Origin of the sequence: Allocoprobacillus halotolerans (genome assembly GCF_024399475.1) — a bacterium.
Taxonomy (GTDB): domain Bacteria; phylum Bacillota_I; class Bacilli_A; order Erysipelotrichales; family Coprobacillaceae; genus Allocoprobacillus; species Allocoprobacillus halotolerans.
On the sequence record NZ_CP101620.1, the window covers coordinates 1,623,982 to 1,641,794 of the forward strand.

26 protein-coding genes, 2 rRNA genes and 4 pseudogenes are annotated in these 17,813 nt (G+C 37.7%); all 32 read left to right on the plus strand.

The features are described 5' to 3' along the window. The first annotated feature begins 18 nt into the window (after window positions 1–18). The 32 genes and pseudogenes from NMU03_RS09555 to NMU03_RS09710 all read left to right on the plus strand — a co-directional run bounded on the left by NMU03_RS09555 (window position 19) and on the right by NMU03_RS09710 (window position 17,813). Entirely contained in the window at window positions 19–180 is a 162-nt protein-coding gene (locus NMU03_RS09555; protein WP_290137913.1) for a hypothetical protein, read from the plus strand. A gap of 30 nt (window positions 181–210) precedes the next feature. Next, a 23S ribosomal RNA gene (locus NMU03_RS09560) occupies window positions 211–3,093 on the plus strand. 53 nt (window positions 3,094–3,146) lie between these two features. Further along, a 5S ribosomal RNA gene (gene rrf / locus NMU03_RS09565) occupies window positions 3,147–3,255 on the plus strand. 496 nt (window positions 3,256–3,751) lie between these two features. Beyond that, window positions 3,752–4,060, plus strand: coding sequence for a 30S ribosomal protein S10 (rpsJ, locus tag NMU03_RS09570; RefSeq protein ID WP_087245344.1), 309 nt, complete (start codon window positions 3,752–3,754; stop codon window positions 4,058–4,060). A 21-nt stretch (window positions 4,061–4,081) separates the two neighbouring features. After that, complete coding sequence (rplC, locus tag NMU03_RS09575) at window positions 4,082–4,798, plus strand: 50S ribosomal protein L3 (protein WP_290137917.1); 717 nt, start codon at window positions 4,082–4,084, stop codon at window positions 4,796–4,798. 22 nt (window positions 4,799–4,820) lie between these two features. After that, window positions 4,821–5,447: a 50S ribosomal protein L4 gene (rplD, locus tag NMU03_RS09580; protein WP_290137918.1), complete on the plus strand. Its 627-nt coding sequence runs from the start codon at window positions 4,821–4,823 to the stop codon at window positions 5,445–5,447. Beyond that, window positions 5,447–5,737, plus strand: a complete 291-nt coding sequence (gene rplW, locus NMU03_RS09585) for a 50S ribosomal protein L23 (RefSeq protein ID WP_290137919.1) — start codon at window positions 5,447–5,449, stop codon at window positions 5,735–5,737. The genes rplD and rplW overlap by 1 nt, the downstream gene beginning before the upstream one ends. 58 nt (window positions 5,738–5,795) lie before the next feature. After that, the gene (gene rplB / locus NMU03_RS09590) at window positions 5,796–6,629 is read left to right on the plus strand and encodes a 50S ribosomal protein L2 (RefSeq protein WP_290137920.1); all 834 of its coding nucleotides are present in this window, start codon (window positions 5,796–5,798) and stop codon (window positions 6,627–6,629) included. A gap of 62 nt (window positions 6,630–6,691) precedes the next feature. After that, window positions 6,692–6,924: pseudogene (gene rpsS, locus NMU03_RS09595) on the plus strand (30S ribosomal protein S19). A 20-nt stretch (window positions 6,925–6,944) separates the two neighbouring features. Beyond that, window positions 6,945–7,275 (plus strand): annotated as a pseudogene (rplV, locus tag NMU03_RS09600) (50S ribosomal protein L22). Window positions 7,276–7,286: 11 nt separating this feature from the next. After that, window positions 7,287–7,940 carry a 30S ribosomal protein S3 gene (gene rpsC / locus NMU03_RS09605; protein ID WP_290137921.1) on the plus strand — a complete coding sequence of 218 codons (654 nt, stop codon included), beginning with the start codon at window positions 7,287–7,289 and terminating at the stop codon, window positions 7,938–7,940. A gap of 2 nt (window positions 7,941–7,942) precedes the next feature. Continuing rightward, on the plus strand, window positions 7,943–8,353 hold the full coding sequence (gene rplP / locus NMU03_RS09610) for a 50S ribosomal protein L16 (RefSeq protein WP_290137923.1): 411 nt from the start codon (window positions 7,943–7,945) through the stop codon (window positions 8,351–8,353). A 2-nt stretch (window positions 8,354–8,355) separates the two neighbouring features. Continuing rightward, window positions 8,356–8,549: pseudogene (gene rpmC / locus NMU03_RS09615) on the plus strand (50S ribosomal protein L29). Between the two features lie 12 nt (window positions 8,550–8,561). Then, complete coding sequence (rpsQ, locus tag NMU03_RS09620; protein ID WP_290137924.1) at window positions 8,562–8,864, plus strand: 30S ribosomal protein S17; 303 nt, start codon at window positions 8,562–8,564, stop codon at window positions 8,862–8,864. After that, window positions 8,851–9,219 (plus strand): 50S ribosomal protein L14, encoded by a 369-nt coding sequence (rplN, locus tag NMU03_RS09625; protein ID WP_290137926.1) that lies wholly within the window; start codon window positions 8,851–8,853, stop codon window positions 9,217–9,219. Before rpsQ ends, rplN begins: the two co-directional genes overlap by 14 nt. Before the next feature lie 14 nt (window positions 9,220–9,233). Then, entirely contained in the window at window positions 9,234–9,566 is a 333-nt protein-coding gene (gene rplX, locus NMU03_RS09630; RefSeq protein WP_290137928.1) for a 50S ribosomal protein L24, read from the plus strand. Between the two features lie 18 nt (window positions 9,567–9,584). Next, window positions 9,585–10,124 carry a 50S ribosomal protein L5 gene (gene rplE / locus NMU03_RS09635; RefSeq protein ID WP_435372897.1) on the plus strand — a complete coding sequence of 180 codons (540 nt, stop codon included), beginning with the start codon at window positions 9,585–9,587 and terminating at the stop codon, window positions 10,122–10,124. 14 nt (window positions 10,125–10,138) lie between these two features. Next, window positions 10,139–10,324, plus strand: coding sequence for a type Z 30S ribosomal protein S14 (locus tag NMU03_RS09640; RefSeq protein WP_066447586.1), 186 nt, complete (start codon window positions 10,139–10,141; stop codon window positions 10,322–10,324). A gap of 33 nt (window positions 10,325–10,357) precedes the next feature. After that, on the plus strand, window positions 10,358–10,747 hold the full coding sequence (rpsH, locus tag NMU03_RS09645) for a 30S ribosomal protein S8 (protein WP_290137931.1): 390 nt from the start codon (window positions 10,358–10,360) through the stop codon (window positions 10,745–10,747). 28 nt (window positions 10,748–10,775) lie between these two features. Continuing rightward, on the plus strand, window positions 10,776–11,321 hold the full coding sequence (gene rplF / locus NMU03_RS09650; RefSeq protein ID WP_290137932.1) for a 50S ribosomal protein L6: 546 nt from the start codon (window positions 10,776–10,778) through the stop codon (window positions 11,319–11,321). 28 nt (window positions 11,322–11,349) lie between these two features. Next, window positions 11,350–11,706 carry a 50S ribosomal protein L18 gene (rplR, locus tag NMU03_RS09655; RefSeq protein ID WP_290137933.1) on the plus strand — a complete coding sequence of 119 codons (357 nt, stop codon included), beginning with the start codon at window positions 11,350–11,352 and terminating at the stop codon, window positions 11,704–11,706. A gap of 14 nt (window positions 11,707–11,720) precedes the next feature. Then, entirely contained in the window at window positions 11,721–12,284 is a 564-nt protein-coding gene (gene rpsE, locus NMU03_RS09660) for a 30S ribosomal protein S5 (RefSeq protein WP_087357965.1), read from the plus strand. A 14-nt stretch (window positions 12,285–12,298) separates the two neighbouring features. Continuing rightward, window positions 12,299–12,490 (plus strand): 50S ribosomal protein L30, encoded by a 192-nt coding sequence (gene rpmD, locus NMU03_RS09665; RefSeq protein ID WP_290137936.1) that lies wholly within the window; start codon window positions 12,299–12,301, stop codon window positions 12,488–12,490. 11 nt (window positions 12,491–12,501) lie between these two features. Further along, window positions 12,502–12,942 (plus strand): 50S ribosomal protein L15, encoded by a 441-nt coding sequence (gene rplO / locus NMU03_RS09670; protein ID WP_290137938.1) that lies wholly within the window; start codon window positions 12,502–12,504, stop codon window positions 12,940–12,942. Between the two features lie 268 nt (window positions 12,943–13,210). Continuing rightward, a pseudogene (gene secY, locus NMU03_RS09675) lies at window positions 13,211–14,244 on the plus strand (preprotein translocase subunit SecY). Window positions 14,245–14,268: 24 nt separating this feature from the next. Continuing rightward, window positions 14,269–14,916 (plus strand): adenylate kinase, encoded by a 648-nt coding sequence (locus NMU03_RS09680; protein ID WP_290137940.1) that lies wholly within the window; start codon window positions 14,269–14,271, stop codon window positions 14,914–14,916. Next, on the plus strand, window positions 14,916–15,662 hold the full coding sequence (map, locus tag NMU03_RS09685; RefSeq protein ID WP_290137942.1) for a type I methionyl aminopeptidase: 747 nt from the start codon (window positions 14,916–14,918) through the stop codon (window positions 15,660–15,662). Before NMU03_RS09680 ends, map begins: the two co-directional genes overlap by 1 nt. A 16-nt stretch (window positions 15,663–15,678) precedes the next feature. After that, window positions 15,679–15,900 (plus strand): translation initiation factor IF-1, encoded by a 222-nt coding sequence (gene infA / locus NMU03_RS09690; RefSeq protein WP_290137943.1) that lies wholly within the window; start codon window positions 15,679–15,681, stop codon window positions 15,898–15,900. Between the two features lie 30 nt (window positions 15,901–15,930). Then, window positions 15,931–16,044, plus strand: a complete 114-nt coding sequence (gene rpmJ, locus NMU03_RS09695) for a 50S ribosomal protein L36 (protein WP_006505646.1) — start codon at window positions 15,931–15,933, stop codon at window positions 16,042–16,044. Window positions 16,045–16,058: 14 nt separating this feature from the next. Then, window positions 16,059–16,424, plus strand: a complete 366-nt coding sequence (gene rpsM / locus NMU03_RS09700; RefSeq protein ID WP_087245394.1) for a 30S ribosomal protein S13 — start codon at window positions 16,059–16,061, stop codon at window positions 16,422–16,424. A 14-nt stretch (window positions 16,425–16,438) separates the two neighbouring features. After that, window positions 16,439–16,828, plus strand: coding sequence for a 30S ribosomal protein S11 (gene rpsK, locus NMU03_RS09705; protein ID WP_290137952.1), 390 nt, complete (start codon window positions 16,439–16,441; stop codon window positions 16,826–16,828). A 40-nt stretch (window positions 16,829–16,868) separates the two neighbouring features. Further along, a complete protein-coding gene (locus NMU03_RS09710; RefSeq protein ID WP_290137954.1) occupies window positions 16,869–17,813 on the plus strand; it encodes a DNA-directed RNA polymerase subunit alpha in 945 nt (314 codons plus the stop codon).

Here is a 17,813-nt window from a genome sequence, read left to right on the forward strand (position 1 = left end):
CTAGGGAGAAGAGAGAAGATGTGGATACTGTTTGGTTTTGAGTGTATCTGTAAAGATGCATTCAAGGCAGGAACATTGAAAACTGAACAGCAAACTTTCTACAAAGAAAGCGAAGAAACGAAAGATGAAAGAGATCAGGAAAGAAAAGAAGAAGGTCGAAATCATCTAGTTGCAAACTAAGAAAGCACGAAAGAGAACTTGAACACTTTAGGTTAAGCGAAGAAGAGCGTATGGCGGATGCCTGGCCACCAGGAGGCGAAGAAGGACGCAGCAAACGGCGAAACGCGACGGCGAGCAGTAAGCATGCTAAGACCCGTCGATATCCGAATGGGGGAACCCGTCATCCAAGGGGATGACATCGACAGAAGTCGAGGCGATACGCAGGGAACTGAAACATCTCAGTACCTGCAGGAAAGGAAAGTAAGAACGATTCCGTGAGTAGTGGCGAGCGAAAGCGGAGGAGCCCAAACCATCAGATGATGGGGTTATAGGGGTGCCGATAAAGCCAATGTGACATGACAGGAGAAGCGCAGGGGAAGGCGCAGCGAAGAGGGTGAAACTCCCGTATCCGAAGTCGTGGAGCGAGGCGAGGCAGGCCCTGAGTACGTCGGGACACGAGGAATCCTGACGGAAGGATCGAGGACCATCTCGAAAGGCTAAATACTCCCTGGTGAGCGATAGTGGACCAGTACCGTGAGGGAAAGGTGAAAAGAACCCCGGGAGGGAGTGAAAGAGAACCTGAAACCATATGCTTACAAGAAGTCAGAGCCCGTTAAGGGGTGATGGCGTGCCTTTTGTAGAATGAGCCGGCGAGTTATGATATGGAGCGAGGTTAAGCAGGAGATGCGGAGCCGAAGCGAAAGCGAGTCTGAAGAGGGCGACAGTTGCATGTCATAGACCCGAAACCGGGTGATCTAGCCATGATCAGGTTGAAGTCGGGGTAAGACCCGATGGAGGACCGAACCGACCCCCGTTGAAACGTTGGCGGATGAATTGTGGCTAGGGGTGAAATTCCAAACGAACCCGGAGATAGCTGGTTCTCCCCGAAATAGCTTTAGGGCTAGCGTCGCGAGGAAGTCGCATGAAGGTAGAGCACTGAATATGTGATGGCCTCATCTCGAGGTACTGAGCATAATCAAACTCCGAATGTCATGAGGACATGCGCGGCAGTCAGACCATGGGTGATAAGGTCCATGGTCAAGAGGGAAACAGCCCAGACCATCAGCTAAGGTCCCCAAATGCATGCTAAGTGGAAAAGGATGTGGAGATGTACAGACAACCAGGAGGTTGGCTCAGAAGCAGCCATCCTTGAAAGAGTGCGTAACAGCTCACTGGTCGAATGACTCTGCGCCGAAAATTTACCGGGGCTAAGCATGATACCGAAGCTATGGATTTACGGAAGTAAGTGGTAGGGGAGCGTTCCAGACAGCGATGAAGCGGCATCGGAAGGAGCCGTGGAGCGTGTGGAAGAGAGAATGCCGGTGTGAGTAGCGGCACGTGGGTGAGAATCCCACGCACCGGAGACCCAAGGTTTCCAGAGGAAGGTTCGTCCGCTCTGGGTAAGTCGGGACCTAAGGCGAGGCCGAAAGGCGTAGTCGATGGACAACGGGTGGAGAGTCCCGTACCGGAGTGCAGGCGAGGGAGTGACGGAGACGGCTAGGCTGACCAGCTGCTGGAAAAGCTGGGGCAAGCGAGGTAGGGGCCATCCAGGCAAATCCGGATGGCATAACCCGAAGGCGTGATGCGGATGGAACATTGCGATAAGTACAGAAGATGCCAAAGCCGGCTTCCAAGAAAAGCTTCTAGCATAACTGCACTCTGCCCGTACCGAAAATGGACACACATGGGTAAGGAGAGAATCCTAAGGTGAGCGAGAGAACTATAGCCAAGGAACTCTGCAAAATGACTCCGTAACCTAGGGAGAAGGAGTGCTCAGTGAAAGCTGAGCCGCAGTAAAACGGCCCAAGCGACTGTTTACCAAAAACACAGCTCTCTGCGAAGACGCAAGTCGAAGTATAGGGGGTGACGCCTGCCCGGTGCTGGAAGGTTAAGGGGAGTGGTCAGCGCAAGCGAAGCCATGAACCGAAGCCCCAGTAAACGGCGGCCGTAACTATAACGGTCCTAAGGTAGCGAAATTCCTTGTCAGGTAAGTTCTGACCCGCACGAAAGGCGTAACGATTTGGGCGCTGTCTCGGCTGTAGACTCGGTGAAGTCTTAGTACCTGTGAAGATGCAGGTTACCGCGACTAGACGGAAAGACCCCATGGAGCTTTACTGTAGCCTGATATTGGACTCTGATGCATGATGTACAGGATAGGTAGGAGGCAGTGAGACGGATACGCCAGTATTCGAGGAGCCGACGTTGGGATACTACCCTTGATGCATTGGAGTTCTAACCGGGCCTCATGGAGCTGAGGACGGGACAGTGTCAGGTGGGCAGTTTGACTGGGGCGGTCGCCTCCCAAAGAGTAACGGAGGCGCCCAAAGATACCCTCAGCATGGATGGAAACCATGCGCAGAGTGCAAAGGCAAAAGGGTGTTTGACTGCGAGACAGACGAGTCGAGCAGGGACGAAAGTCGGGCTTAGTGATCCGGCGGCACCGAATGGAAGGGCCGTCGCTCAACGGATAAAAGCTACCCTGGGGATAACAGGCTGATCTCCCCCAAGAGTTCACATCGACGGGGAGGTTTGGCACCTCGATGTCGGCTCATCGCATCCTGGAGCTGAAGTCGGTTCCAAGGGTTGGGCTGTTCGCCCATTAAAGCGGTACGCGAGCTGGGTTCAGAACGTCGTGAGACAGTTCGGTCCCTATCTGTCGTGGGCGCAGGAAGTTTGAGGAGAGCTGCCCTCAGTACGAGAGGACCGGGGTGGACGGACCGATGGTGCACCAGTTGTCACGCCAGTGGCACAGCTGGGTAGCCAAGTCCGGAAGGGATAAACGCTGAAGGCATCTAAGCGTGAAGCCCCTCCAAGATGAGACTTCCCATTCGTAAGAAGGAAGGTCCCTCCAAGACGAGGAGGTAGATAGGTCATAGGTGCAAGCATGGCGACATGCTGAGCTGAATGATACTAATAGACCGAGAGCTTAGCCAGGGAAGTGTGAAAGAAAAAGCTGTTCAGTTTTGAGCGTTCGTGCTCTAAGGGGATCTGGTGGCGAAGGCATGATGGACACACCTGTAACCATGCCGAACACAGAAGTTAAGCATCATAGCGGCGAAGATAGTGGGCAACTGCGACAATAGCACGCTGCCAGTCCATTCGGGAAGGTTCAGTTCTTCTGTTTCCTTCCCTTTTTTATTCTCAATTATAATATCATACAAGAAAGGAATGATTATATTGGGTATCAATATAACCATTTCTTTTTTTATATAAATGTTTAATGATCATTTATATATTTTGCAGATAATTTTCTTAATAAATTAATAGGATAAGATATTGAATTGAATGGAAAGCTTGTTATAAAATCGATTATCTAACTACATGTTTCTATTGAGGAATATTAAAGCAAAAAATGATATTAATTTATTTAAAATAATGGCATAGTAAAAAGAGAAAAAGCTAACTGAAAAAAATTAAAAAAGATGCGAAAAAAGCTTGATTTAAAAGACAAATTAGTGTAAAATGCACTTGTTGTGAATGCGTAGAAGTGCGAGGTTGCTGAAACGCTGAAAGCCGTTGTCATGAGCGGAGGACGTTTTCAGGGAATTCGCATCGAGCAGCCAATAAAATTGGCAAGAAGGAGGAATAAGTCATGGCAAACAACAAAATTAGAATTCGTTTGAAATCATTTGATCACAAAATCTTAGATACTTCTGCTGAAAAAATTGTTTCAGCTGCTAAGAAGTCTGGAGCACAAGTTGTAGGTCCAGTACCATTACCAACTGAAAAAGAAGTATATACAATTTTAAGAGCAGTTCACAAGTATAAAGATTCACGTGAACAATTTGAAATCAGAACTCACAAACGTCTAATTGACATTGTGAATCCAACACCAGAAACAGTTGATGTATTAACTCGTTTAGAATTACCAAGTGGTGTGGATATTGAAATTAAATTATAAGGAAAGGTTAAGGTGTAACTCATGAAAGGAATCTTAGGTCGTAAGATTGGAATGACTCAAGTTTTCACTACTGATGGAAAATTAATCCCAGTAACAGTTGTAGAAGCAACTCCAAACGTTGTATTACAAAAGAAAACAGTTGCTACTGATGGATATGATGCAATCCAAGTTGGTTTTGAAGATAAGAGAGAAAAATTAGCAACTAAACCTCACAAAGGACATGTTGCAAAAGCTCAAACAGCTCCTAAGCGCTTCATTAAAGAATTTCGTTATGACGAAATGATGAGTTATGAAGTTGGTCAAGAAATTAAAGTTGATAGCTTTGTAGCTGGTGAAGTTGTGGATGTAACAGGAACTAGCAAAGGTAAAGGTTATCAAGGTGTTATAAAAAGACATGGACAACAAAGAGGACCAATGGGACATGGTTCAGGTGCTCATAGAATCGTTGGATCAATGGGACCAATTGCTCCAAACAGAATCGCTCCAGGTAAGAAATTACCAGGACATATGGGTAACGTTACAAGAACAGTTCAAAACTTGGAAATCGTTGCTGTTGATGTAGAAAACAATGTATTATTAATTAGCGGATCAATTCCTGGTCCTAAAAAAGGATTGGTTGTTGTAAAATCAGCAATTAAAGGGAATGGAAAAGTTAATCCTGCTAAAGATTTAGTTGTATATGAAACTGAAAGTCCAGTAGTGGAAGAAACTACTGATGCAGTGGAAACTGCTGAATAATGAAGCGAAAGGAGGAAAACTAATGTTAAAAGTTGCAGTATATAATCAAGAAGGACAAAAAGTTAAAGATACAGAATTAAATGAATCTGTATTTGGTATTGAACCAAATAACCAAGCAATCTTTGATATGGTCTTACTACAAAGAGCTTCATGGAGACAAGGGACTCATAAAGTGAAAAACCGTACTGAAGTTAAAGGTGGAGGAAAGAAACCTTGGCGTCAAAAAGGTACAGGTAGAGCAAGACAAGGATCTATCCGTGCTCCACAATGGAGAGGTGGAGGAGTTGTATTTGGACCTACACCAGATAGAAACTATAAATTAAAAATGAACAAAAAAGTAAGACGTTTAGCACTTAAATCTGCTTTAAGTCAAAAAGTTATTGATAGTGAATTAACTGTTTTAGATAACATCACTATTGATGCACCAAAAACAAAAGCAATGGTAAAAGTGTTAGAAAACTTAGAAGCTAACAGAAAAACATTAATCGTTATGGATGAAATCAATGAAAATGTTGCTTTATCAGCAAGAAATATTCCTGGTGTTAAAGTGATTAATTCAAAAGGACTTAACGTATATGATATTTTAGATAGCACAAAGTTAGTAATGACTGAAGGAGCTATCAAAGCTGTTGAGGAGGTATTGGCATAATGGCACATATTACAGATGTTTTAAAGAAACCAGTACTTACTGAAAAATCTTTATTGTTACAACAAAACGAAAACAAATATACATTTGATGTAGATGTAACTGCTAATAAAACTGAAGTAAAAGTAGCAGTTGAAAAAATGTTTGACGTTAAAGTTGAAAAAGTAAACATTATGAATGTGAAACCTAAAACAAAAAGAATGGGTAGATACGTTGGTAAAACAAATAGAAGAAGAAAAGCTATTATTAAATTAAAAGAAGGATATTCAATCGATTTATTTGGTGAAGAATAATCCTAAGAACTATTGGAATGAACTCCATTCCAGATAAAATAAATAAGGAGGAAATCAGATGCCTATTAAAGTATATAAGCCTACGACAAATGGACGTCGTAATATGACTTCTTTAACTTATGAAGAAATTACAACAAATAAGCCTGAGAAATCATTAACAGTTCGTTTATCTAAAACTGGTGGGCGTAATAATCAAGGTGTAATCACTACTCGTCATCACGGTGGTGGACATAAACGTTTATATCGTATTATCGATTTCAAACGTAATAAAGATGGAATTGTTGGTAAAGTTGCAACAATCGAATATGATCCAAACAGATCAGCTAACATTGCATTAATTCACTATGTAGATGGTGAAAAAAGATATATTTTAGCTCCTAAAGGATTAGAAGTTGGAATGAAAATTATTTCAGGAGAAAATGCTGACATTATCGTTGGTAACAGCTTACCTATGGGAAATATGCCTGAAGGTACAGTTATCCACAATATTGAAATGCATCCTGGAAAAGGTGGGCAAATTGCAAGATCAGCAGGTGTTTCTGCTCAAATCTTAGGTAAAGAAGGAAAATATGTTACTGTAAGATTAGCTTCTGGTGAAGTTAGAAAATTCTTAGCAGTTTGTAGAGCAACAGTTGGTGTTGTTGGAAATGAAGATCATGGATTAGTTAATATCGGTAAAGCCGGACGTAATAGATGGAAAGGAATTAGACCAACAGTTCGTGGTTCTGTTATGAACCCTAATGACCATCCACACGGTGGTGGTGAAGGTAGAACTTCAATTGGTCGTAAAGCTCCTATGACTCCATGGGGTAAAAAAGCTCTTGGAGTTAAAACAAGAAATAGTAAAAAAGCTTCAAATAAATTAATCGTACGTCGTCGTAACTGTAAATAAAAAGGAGGGTTATAGAATATGGCAAGAAGTTTAAAAAAGGTCCATTCGTGGATGAACACTTAATGAAAAAGTTGAAGCATTAAATGCTGCAAACAAAAAAGAAGTCATTAAAACATGGTCAAGACGTTCTACAATCTTCCCACAATTTATTGAACACACGTTCGCAGTTTATAACGGAAGAGAACACATCCCAGTATATGTTACTGAAGATATGGTTGGACATAAATTAGGAGAATTTGCTCCTACAAGAACTTATCATGGTCATGATGCTGATGATAAAAAATCTGGTAAATAGAAAGAGAGGAGAAAATAAACATGGAAGCAAGAGCTCAAGCTAAAATGATTCGTGTTTCACCTCAAAAAGCAAGATTAGTTGTTGACTTGGTAAGAGGGAAGCAAGTAAAAGAAGCACTTGGAATCTTAGAATTTGTAAACAAAAGTGCAACTCCTGCAATCATTAAAGTCGTTAAATCTGCTGCACAAAACGCTGTATTCAATGAAGGTGCAGAAGAAGATAAATTATACATCAAAGAAATTTATGTAGACGAAGGTCCTACATTAAAAAGATTCCGTGCAAGAGCAAAAGGAAGTAACTCAAATTTTAAAAAGAACAAGCCACATCACTTGTGTGGTTGCTGAAAGATAGGAGGGCAAAGTATGGGTCAAAAAGTAAGTCCAGTAGGATTACGTGTTGGCGTTAACCGCGATTGGAATTCAAGATGGTACGCTAATGATAAAGACTTTGCTTCATTATTACACGAAGATATCAAAATTCGTGAATTCTTATATGCAAAGTTAAAAGGCGCTTATGTCGCTAATATTGAAATTGAAAGATCTAAAAATCGTGTAAGTATCTATGTTCATACATCTCGTCCTGGTGTTGTTATTGGAAAAGATGGTGAAGCTGTTGATGCTTTAAGAAAAGAAGTTGCCAAAATGGTTAACGGAAAACAAGTATTTATTAACATTGTTGAAATTAAAAATCCAGATGTTGTTGCTCAACTTGTAGCAAACAAAATTGCTGAACAATTAGAAAACCGTGCTTCATTTAGAACAGTTCAAAAAAGAGCTATTCAAGCTGCTATGAGAGCTGGTGCTAAAGGAATCAAAACTGCTGTTTCAGGACGTTTAGGTGGTGCTGATATGGCAAGAACTGAAGGTTATTCTGAAGGTGTTGTACCTCTTCATACATTAAGAGCTGACATTGATTATGCGACTGCTGAAGCTGACACAACTTATGGAAAATTAGGAGTAAAAGTTTGGATTTGTAAGGGAGAAATTCTTCCTGCAAAGAAGAAAGGGGATAAATAATCATGTTGATGCCTAAGAGAACTAAATATAGAAGACCTCATAGAATCAAATATGAAGGTAAAGCTAAAGGTGGAACTGAAGTTTCTTTCGGTGAATACGGATTACAAGCTTTAGAAGGTGCTTGGATTACTTCAAGACAAATCGAAGCTGCTCGTATCGCTATGAACCGTTATATGAAACGTGGTGGGCAAGTTTGGATTAGAATCTTCCCTCATTTAGCAAAAACAAAGAAACCTCTTGAAGTCCGTATGGGTTCAGGTAAAGGTGCTCCAGAAGAATGGGTAGCAGTTGTAAAAACAGGTCGCGTTATGTTCGAAGTTGCTGGTGTAGAAGAAGAAGTTGCAAGAGAAGCATTAAGACTTGCATCTCACAAATTACCAGTGAAATGTAAGATTATTGGAAGAGGTGAGTAATTGTGACAGTTCAAGATATTAGAAATACAGAAACTCAAGAATTACTTAACAAAGTAGAAGAGTACAAAAAGAATTATTTGGATTAAGATTCCAACAAGCAACAGGACAATTAGAAAATACTGCTCGTATTAGAACAGTAAGAAAAAATATTGCAAGAATTAAAACAATTATTAGAGAAAGAGAATTAAACAAATAGAAGGAGTAGACTATGGAAAGAAACAATCGTAAAGTTTACACTGGAACAGTTATTTCTACAAAAATGGATAAGACAATTACTGTTTTAGTTGAAACTCATGTTAAACACAAAAAATACGGAAAACGTGTTAAATCTTCTAAAAAGTTTAAGGCTCATGATGAAGAAAACATTGCAAGAGATGGAGATGTTGTAAAAATCATGGCAACTCGTCCATTGTCTGCAACTAAACGTTTCCGTTTAGTAGAAGTTGTAAAAAAGCAGAAATTATTTAATGAAAAGAATCTGAAAGGAGGTCACTTGAATGATCCAGAATGAAAGCAGATTAAAAGTTGCTGACAATACAGGAGCAAAAGAAGTATTAGTAATTAGAAACCTTGGTGGTTCAAATAGAAAATTTAGTAACATCGGTGATGTAGTCGTAGCAACAGTGAAACAAGCGACTCCAGGTGGTACAGTTAAAAAGGGTGAAGTTGTAAAAGCGGTTATCGTAAGAACAAAATACGGTGTCAACCGTGATAATGGTTCTTATATCAAATTTGATGACAACGCTTGTGTTATTATTAAAGATGATAATTCACCTAAAGGAACTCGTATCTTTGGACCGGTAGCAAGAGAGTTAAGAGATGCAGATTTCATGAAAATCGTATCATTAGCTCCTGAGGTATTATAGGAGGAAACGAGAAGATGAAATTACGTGTAGGTGATACAGTTCAAGTTATCGCTGGTAGCGATAAAGGAAAAACTGGAGAAATTATTCAAATTCTAAGAAAAGAAGATAGAGTGATTGTTGAAGGTGTTAACATGGTAACAAAACACATTAAACCTTCACAAACAGATCCAGAAGGTGGTATTGTAACAAGAGAAGCACCTATTCATGTTTCTAATGTTGCATACTATGATTTAAAAGCAAAACAACCTGTAAAAATCGGATATGCATTCGATGAAGACGGTAAAAAATACCGTATCAACAAAAAAACAGGAAAAGCTTTAGATAAAAATACAAAGAAGAAAAAGTAATCGGAAGGAGGTTAAATAATGAACCGACTAAAGGAACGTTATGAAAATGAAATTGTTAAGTCATTAATGACTAAATTTAATTATAGTTCTGTAATGCAAGTTCCAGCTATGGAAAAAATCGTTATCAACATCGGTGTTGGTGATGCTGTTAGCAATTCTAAATTATTAGACGAAGCTGTAGAAGAATTAACTTTAATTTCAGGACAAAAACCAGTGATTACTAGAGCAAAGAAATCAATTGCTGGATTTAAATTACGTGAAGGAATGCCAATTGGTTGTAAAGTCACTTTACGTGGAGAAAGAATGTATGAATTCTTAGATAAATTAATCAGTATTTCTTTACCTCGAGTTAGAGATTTTAGAGGTGTACCAAAGAATTCTTTTGATGGAAGAGGAAATTACACATTAGGTGTTAAAGAACAATTAATTTTCCCAGAAATCAATTTCGATAAAGTAAACAAAATTAGAGGAATGGATATTGTATTCGTAACAACTGCTAAAACTGATGAAGAAGGTCATGAATTATTAGCACAATTAGGAATGCCATTCCAAAAATAAGGAGGACTTAATTAATGGCTAAAACATCAATGAAAGTTAAACAACAACGTCCTCAAAAATACAAAGTTCGTGAATATACAAGATGCGAACGTTGTGGACGTCCACATGCAGTAATTAGAAAATTTAAATTATGCCGTATTTGCTTCAGAGAATTAGCTTACAAAGGTGAAATTCCTGGTGTTAAAAAAGCAAGCTGGTAATCAAATCATCCAAATGGAAGGAGGACATTTCAAATGACAGATCCAATTGCAGATATGTTAACAAGAATTCGTAATGCGAATCAACAACGTCATGAAGAAGTTGTTGTACCAGCATCAAAATTAAAAGTGCAATTAGCTGAAATTTTGAAGAACGAAGGATTTATTAAAGGTTATAAAGTTGAAGGTGAAGGAGTTATCAAAAATATCATCATCACTTTAAAATATAAAGGTAACGATAGAGTTATCACTGGATTAAAAAGAGTCTCTAAACCTGGACTTCGTCAATACGCTAAAGTAAACGAAATTCCTAAAGTATTAAATGGTTTAGGTATTGTAGTATTATCTACTTCTCAAGGATTAATGACTGATAAAGAAGCAAGAGCTAAACAAATCGGTGGAGAAGTATTAGCATATATCTGGTAATAAAATAAGAAAACAGGAGGTGTAACTGATGTCTCGTGTAGGTAATAAGATTATCAACGTACCTGAAGGTGTTAAAGTTGAAATTGCAGCAGATAACACTGTGACTGTTACAGGTGCAAAAGGGACTTTAGTCAGACAATTTTCACCATTAATTAATATTAATATGGATGAAAATGTTATTACAGTAAGCAGAACAAGTGAACAAAAGAACGTAAAACAATTACACGGAACAACAAGAGCTTTACTTGCTAATATGATCGAAGGTGTACACAACGGTTATAAAAAAGAGCTTGAAGTTGTTGGGATTGGTTACCGTGCACAAATGCAAGGTAATAAATTAGTATTAAATGTTGGATATTCTCATCAAGTTGAAGTTGAAGGAGAAGAAGGAGTTAAAATTGAAACTCCATCTCAAACATCAATTGTTGTATCAGGAATCTCTAAAGAAAGAGTTGGAGAAATTGCAGCAAGAATTAGAGCTGTGAAAAAACCTGAACCTTACAAAGGAAAAGGTATTAAATACGTTGATGAAAGAATTATTAGAAAAGAAGGTAAAACTGCTGGTAAAAAGTAGTTAATGAAATAAGGAAGGAGCTATTATCATGGCTAAAACTATGTCAAGAAACGATTTACGTAAAAAACGTCATGCAAGAGTTCGTAGAAAAATCAGTGGAACTCCTGAATGTCCTCGTTTAAATGTATTCCGTTCAAGCTCTCATATTCATGCACAAATTATTGATGATGTGAATGGTGTGACTTTAGTTGCTGCATCTTCAGTGGATATGAAACTAGCAAATGGTGGAAATGTTGAAGCTGCAAGCCAAGTTGGTGCTGAAATTGCAAAGAGAGCTATCGCCAAAAATATTGAAAATGTAGTATTCGATCGTGGTGGATATATTTATCATGGTCGTGTCAAAGCACTAGCTGAAGCTGCTAGAGAAGCTGGATTAAAATTCTAATAGGAGGTTAAAGAATGGAACAACGTAAACCAAGAGAAAATGGACCAAGAAGAAATGGGCCAAGAAGAAATGGGCCAAGAAGAAATGGACCAAGAGTTGAAAAAGAATTCGAAGAACGTGTTGTCACAATTAACCGTGTTACTAAAGTTGTTAAAGGTGGACGTAAATTCCGCTTTGCTGCATTAGTTGTTATCGGTGATAAAAAAGGTCGCGTTGGATTTGGAACAGGTAAAGCTAACGAAGTACCTGATGCTATTAGAAAAGCATCTGAAGCAGCTAAAAGAAATGTTATCAACGTACCTATTATTCATGGAACTATTCCTCATGAAATTAATGGTATGTATGGATCAGGTAATGTATTCTTAAGACCTGCATCTGAAGGTACTGGAATCATTGCTGGTGGACCAGTTCGTGCGGTTGTTGAATTAGCTGGATATTCAGATATCATTTCTAAATCAATTGGTTCTAGAACTCCAATCAACATGGTTCGTGCAACAGTAGAAGGTTTAAAATTATTAAAAACTGTTCAACAAGTTGCTGAATTAAGAGATAAAAAAGTTGAAGAAATTTACGGATAGGAGGAGCGTAAGAAATGGCAGAAAACAATACAGTTATCATTACGCTTGTAAAAAGTCCGATTGGTGCGAAAAAGAATCAAAAGGATACTCTTAAAGCGTTAGGTTTAACAAAAATGAACAAATCAGTTGAAAAAGTAAACAACGAATTTATTCAAGGTATGATTAATACTGTTAGCCACCTTGTAAAAGTTGAAGAAAGTAAGTAGGAGGTGTAAACATGAAATTACACGAGTTACAATATACTGAAGGAGCACGTAGAAATAGAAAACGTGTTGGACGTGGAACAAGCTCAGGACATGGAAAAACTTCTGGTAGAGGTCAAAAAGGTGCTGGAGCAAGAAGTGGTGGAGGAAAGAAACCTGGATTCGAAGGTGGACAAACACCATTATTCATGCGTTTACCTAAACGTGGTTTCACAAATTTCAATAAAGTTGAATATGCAATTGTTAATGTTGAAGACTTAAACAAATTTGAAGCTGGAAGTGTCGTAGATATGGAAGCTTTAAAAGCATGTGGACTAATCAAAAAAGAATTAGATGGTTTAAAAGTTTTAGGTAATGGAAAATTAGAAGTTGCTTTAACTGTTAAAGCAAAGAAATTCTCAAAGTCAGCCATTGCTGCAATTGAAGCCGCAGGTGGAAAAACTGAGGTGATCTAGGATGTTAAACTTTTTTAAGAATGTCTTTAAAAAAGGTGAATTACGTCGTAGAATTATATTTACACTTGGTATGTTGTTCGTATTCCGTTTAGGTGCTGCTATTACAATTCCTTCAATTAATGCTGATGCTATTACAGCTTCAGCTACGAATAGTGGTATCCTAGGAATCATGAACATGTTAGGTGGAGGAATGTTAGAAAGATTCTCAATCTTTTCATTAGGTATTTCTCCATATATTACAGCATCCATCATCATTGAATTATTATCAATGGATGTTATTCCCGTATTAGCTCAATGGCAAAAAGAGGGAAATACTGGGAAAAAGAAAAAGATCGTGTAACACGTTATGTGACACTTGTTTTAGCTGCAATTCAAGGTGGATCATTAACATATGCATTTGATAAAATGTATGGTATACTTGATTCATCATCGTTGTTAGAATATGCATACGTTATTGTTGTCATGATGGCAGGAAGTATGTTGGCAATGTGGATTGGAGATCAAATTACACAAAAAGGTGTTGGAAATGGAACATCATTATTGATCTTTACAGGTATCGTTGCAAATTTACCAACAAACTTTATTACAACATTTAATAATTTAGTTTCATTTGATAATGGAACTCAAACAATGGTTTTAGGTATCTTATGGTATGCATTATTTGTGATTGTGTATCTTGCAATTGTCATCTTTGTTGTCTTTAATGAAGGGGCAGTTAGAAAAATCCCAATTATGTATGCTACAAATTCAAATCCAACAATGAGAACAAAAGATACAACACATATGCCTATTAAAATTAATAGTTCAGGTGTGTTACCAGTTATCTTTGCATCATCAGTCTTAGCTGCTCCTAGAACAATTATTAGTTTTATGGAATCTAGTGATGTGACGAAAATGATTGATACAATCTTAAATTATCAAGAACCATTTGGTTTTTGCTTATACTTATTGATGATTGTTTTATTCGCTTTCTTCTATTCTAATTTACAGATTGATGCACATAAGATTAGTGATGATTTAAAGAAAAATGGTGGTTCAATTCCTGGTGTTAGAACTGGGAAAGATACAGAAAGATTCATTAGTATGGTACTAAATAGAGTTACTGTAGTAGGATCAATTTTCTTAGTTATTATTGCAGCCATTCCAATTATGACACCAGTTATTTGGTCACAAACATCTAATGCGGCTTTGACATTAGGTGGAACTGGTTTAATTATCATTACAGGTGTTGCACTTGAAACAACAAGACAAATCAAAACTTTAATTACTCGTAAAGAGTATCATGGATATATAAGAAAATAGTATAATATAAAGGAGCGTGTAAAAATGAACATTATTTTAATGGGGCCTCCTGGTGCTGGTAAAGGGACTCAAGCTGAAAGACTTGTTAATAAGTATGGATTAACACAAATATCAACTGGCGATTTATTTAGAAAAGCTTTGCGTGAACAAACAAAATATGGTGTTATTGCTAAGTATTTTATGCAATTTGGGCACCTTGTACCAGACGATTATACGATTGAAATGGTAAGGGAATATCTAAAAGAAAATACTTTTGAAAATGGATTTATTTTAGATGGTTTCCCAAGAACAATAGTTCAGGCTAGAGAGCTTGAAAGTATTGCGAAAGAATTTGATTTTACAATTGATGCAATTGTTAATTTGGATATTCCAGTCGAAAAATTAATCACAAGATTATCTGGTAGAAGAACATGCAAAAATTGTGGATCAACATTCCATGTTGAATTTAATCCACCTAAAGTTGAAGGTATTTGTGACAAATGTGGTGGAAATTTGTATCAAAGAGAAGATGAAAGCGAAGAGGCTGTTAAGATCAGACTTGATACTTATAACAAACAAACAAAACCTTTAATTGATTATTATACAATGAAAGGTACAATCATTAATATTAATGGTGACCAACCTATGGAAGACGTCTTTAAAGACATTGAAAAAAGCTTGGAGGGTAAATAATGATTGTCACAAAAGACCAAAGAGAAATTGAATTAATGCGTGAGGCTGGACGTATTGTGGCACTTGTCCATAGTCGTTTAAAAGAATTTATTAAACCTGGTGTTACAACAATGGAAATTAATAAGTTCTGTGAGAAAGTTATACGTGATGCTGGTGCAACACCATCATTTCTTAATCTTTATGGTTTTCCTGGAGCTGTCTGTACTTCAATCAATGAAGTTGTCGTCCATGGAATTCCAAATAACAGAAAATTAAAAGATGGTGATATTATTTCAGTGGATGTTGGTGCATGTTATAAGGGTTATCATGGTGATAGTGCATGGACATATGCAGTTGGGCAGATTAGTGGTGAAGCTGCTCATCTTATGAAAGTGACTGAAGAGGCACTTTATGCAGGTTTATCGCAAGTGAAACCTGGCAATCGTTTATCCGATATATCTCATGCTGTACAAACATATCTAGAAAATCATGGGTGTTCTACTCCAAGAGATTACACTGGTCATGGAATAGGGACGCAGGTTCATGAAGATCCTACAGTGCCTAATTATGGGGCACCTGGGAAAGGACCTAGATTAAAAGAGGGAATGACTCTTGCAATTGAACCAATGGCACATCTAGGCAGATGTGAAACAAATGTACTTAATGATGATTGGACAGTTGTGACAAGAGATGGATCTCTGGCAGCTCACTATGAACATACTATTGTCATTACAAGTGATGGGTATGAGATTTTGACAAAACTTTAAAAGGGAGTTATAATCAATGGCAAAAAAAGATGACGTTATTGAAGTAGAAGCAACTATTCTTGAAACATTACCAAATGCAATGTTTAAGGTAGAGTTGCAAAATGGAGCTATTATTCTGGCTCACGTTTCTGGTAAAATCCGTATGAATTACATTCGCATTTTACCGGGGGATAAAGTAACCGTAGAGATTTCTCCATATGATTTAACACGTGGGCGAATTACATTTAGACATAAGTAGAAAATCTTCCCAAAGGAGGTAAAGATTAAGATGAAAGTAAGACCATCTGTAAAACCAATATGCGATAAATGCAGAGTAATTAAACGTAAGGGTAGAGTAATGGTAATCTGTGAAAACCCAAAACATAAACAAAGACAAGGTTAATAGGAGGAGAAACAATGGCTCGTATAGCAGGTGTTGATATCCCACGTGATAAACGTGTGGTAGTTTCTTTAACTTATATTTATGGTATCGGTTTATCTACAGCTCAAAAAATTTGTGCTGCAACTGGCATCAGTGAAGATGTAAGAGTTAAAGATTTAACAGAAGAAGAAGAAGGAAAGTTAAGAAAAGAAGTTGAAAATTATAAAGTTGAAGGAGATCTTCGTAGAGAAGTTGCATTAAATATTAAACGTTTAATGGAAATTGGATGCTATAGAGGAATCCGTCATCGTAAAGGACTTCCAGTTCGTGGACAAAAAACAAAAACAAATGCTCGTACTCGTAAAGGTAAAGCTCGTCCAATTGCTGGTAAGAAAAAATAGGAGGTTGAACGAAAATGGCAAGAAACAATACTCGTGGTAAAAAACGTGTTAAAAAGAATATAGCAAAAGGTGTCGCACATGTACATTCAACTTTCAATAACACAATTGTTACTGTAACTGATGAACATGGGAATGTAATCACTTGGTCAAGTGCTGGAGCACTTGGTTTCAAAGGATCAAGAAAATCTACTCCATATGCTGCTCAAATGGCTGCTGAAGCTGCTGCTAAAGCATCTATGGATCATGGTATGAAAACTGTTGACGTCTGTGTTAAAGGACCAGGACCAGGACGTGAAGCTGCAGTGAGAGCTTTACAGGCTGCTGGATTAGAAGTAACTTCAATCAATGATGTTACACCAATTCCACATAATGGTTGTCGTCCACCAAAACGTCCTCGTGGATAATGAAGTAAATAAGTAGTTATTTCTAAGTGAGGAGGAAATAATGCAAAAGTTTGAAAAAGCAAATTTTAATGTCGCAGAGTATGATGAAACAGATTTCTATGGTAAGTTCGTCATTGAACCTTTAGAAAGAGGTTTTGGAACAACTTTAGGAAATGCTCTACGTAGAGTTTTGTTATCATCTATTCCTGGATGTGCAGTACATGCAATTAAAGTTCAAGGAGCAATCCATGAATTTTCTGCAGTTGATGGTGTCGTTGAAGATGTCACTTCAATTATCTTAAACATTAAAAAATTGGTTTTTGCAATTGACGGTGATGATGATGTAACTATGGTTATTGATGTCAAAGGACCAGCTGTTGTAACTGGTGCTGACATTCAATGTCCATCAAATGTGACAATGATTTCAAATGATTTAGAAATTGCACATGTTGCTGAAGGAGCTCATTTCTATATGGAAATGTCTGCTCATAAAGATCGTGGTTACATGAGTGCTGATCAAAATAAGAAACTTATCAATACAATTGGTGTTATTGCAACTGATTCAATTTATTCACCAGTTGTTAAAGTGGCTTATAATGTTGAACCTACTCGTGTTGGACAAAGTGCAAAATATGATCAATTGACTTTAGAAGTCACAACAGACGGGTCTATTCAGCCTCATGAGGCTTTAGCTTTAGCAGCTAAAATCTTAGTAGAACATTTAAATATGTTTGTTGAATTAACTGACATGGCAATGAACATGGAAGTAATGAGTGAAACTGAAGAAGACACAAGTAATAAAGTATTAGATATGACTATTGAAGAATTAGACTTATCTGTACGTTCATATAATTGCTTAAAAAGAGCTGGTATTCAAACAGTTCAAGAACTCGCTTCTAAGAGTGAAGACGATATGATTAAAGTAAGAAACTTAGGGAAAAAATCTCTCAAAGAGGTTAAAGAAAAATTAATCGAATTAGGTTTAGGTTTTAAACAAGTAGATTAA

Bases quoted from the DNA above. Each gene is read 5' to 3' on its own strand.
- NMU03_RS09555 (WP_290137913.1), top strand. From the start codon at position 19: ATGTGGATACTGTTTGGTTTTGAGTGTATCTGTAAAGATGCATTCAAG.
- rpsJ (WP_087245344.1), top strand. From the start codon at position 3,752: ATGGCAAACAACAAAATTAGAATTCGTTTGAAATCATTTGATCACAAA.
- rplC (WP_290137917.1), top strand. From the start codon at position 4,082: ATGAAAGGAATCTTAGGTCGTAAGATTGGAATGACTCAAGTTTTCACT.
- rplD (WP_290137918.1), top strand. From the start codon at position 4,821: ATGTTAAAAGTTGCAGTATATAATCAAGAAGGACAAAAAGTTAAAGAT.
- rplW (WP_290137919.1), top strand. From the start codon at position 5,447: ATGGCACATATTACAGATGTTTTAAAGAAACCAGTACTTACTGAAAAA.
- rplB (WP_290137920.1), top strand. From the start codon at position 5,796: ATGCCTATTAAAGTATATAAGCCTACGACAAATGGACGTCGTAATATG.
- rpsC (WP_290137921.1), top strand. From the start codon at position 7,287: ATGGGTCAAAAAGTAAGTCCAGTAGGATTACGTGTTGGCGTTAACCGC.
- rplP (WP_290137923.1), top strand. From the start codon at position 7,943: ATGTTGATGCCTAAGAGAACTAAATATAGAAGACCTCATAGAATCAAA.
- rpsQ (WP_290137924.1), top strand. From the start codon at position 8,562: ATGGAAAGAAACAATCGTAAAGTTTACACTGGAACAGTTATTTCTACA.
- rplN (WP_290137926.1), top strand. From the start codon at position 8,851: ATGATCCAGAATGAAAGCAGATTAAAAGTTGCTGACAATACAGGAGCA.
- rplX (WP_290137928.1), top strand. From the start codon at position 9,234: ATGAAATTACGTGTAGGTGATACAGTTCAAGTTATCGCTGGTAGCGAT.
- rplE (WP_435372897.1), top strand. From the start codon at position 9,585: ATGAACCGACTAAAGGAACGTTATGAAAATGAAATTGTTAAGTCATTA.
- NMU03_RS09640 (WP_066447586.1), top strand. From the start codon at position 10,139: ATGGCTAAAACATCAATGAAAGTTAAACAACAACGTCCTCAAAAATAC.
- rpsH (WP_290137931.1), top strand. From the start codon at position 10,358: ATGACAGATCCAATTGCAGATATGTTAACAAGAATTCGTAATGCGAAT.
- rplF (WP_290137932.1), top strand. From the start codon at position 10,776: ATGTCTCGTGTAGGTAATAAGATTATCAACGTACCTGAAGGTGTTAAA.
- rplR (WP_290137933.1), top strand. From the start codon at position 11,350: ATGGCTAAAACTATGTCAAGAAACGATTTACGTAAAAAACGTCATGCA.
- rpsE (WP_087357965.1), top strand. From the start codon at position 11,721: ATGGAACAACGTAAACCAAGAGAAAATGGACCAAGAAGAAATGGGCCA.
- rpmD (WP_290137936.1), top strand. From the start codon at position 12,299: ATGGCAGAAAACAATACAGTTATCATTACGCTTGTAAAAAGTCCGATT.
- rplO (WP_290137938.1), top strand. From the start codon at position 12,502: ATGAAATTACACGAGTTACAATATACTGAAGGAGCACGTAGAAATAGA.
- NMU03_RS09680 (WP_290137940.1), top strand. From the start codon at position 14,269: ATGAACATTATTTTAATGGGGCCTCCTGGTGCTGGTAAAGGGACTCAA.
- map (WP_290137942.1), top strand. From the start codon at position 14,916: ATGATTGTCACAAAAGACCAAAGAGAAATTGAATTAATGCGTGAGGCT.
- infA (WP_290137943.1), top strand. From the start codon at position 15,679: ATGGCAAAAAAAGATGACGTTATTGAAGTAGAAGCAACTATTCTTGAA.
- rpmJ (WP_006505646.1), top strand. From the start codon at position 15,931: ATGAAAGTAAGACCATCTGTAAAACCAATATGCGATAAATGCAGAGTA.
- rpsM (WP_087245394.1), top strand. From the start codon at position 16,059: ATGGCTCGTATAGCAGGTGTTGATATCCCACGTGATAAACGTGTGGTA.
- rpsK (WP_290137952.1), top strand. From the start codon at position 16,439: ATGGCAAGAAACAATACTCGTGGTAAAAAACGTGTTAAAAAGAATATA.
- NMU03_RS09710 (WP_290137954.1), top strand. From the start codon at position 16,869: ATGCAAAAGTTTGAAAAAGCAAATTTTAATGTCGCAGAGTATGATGAA.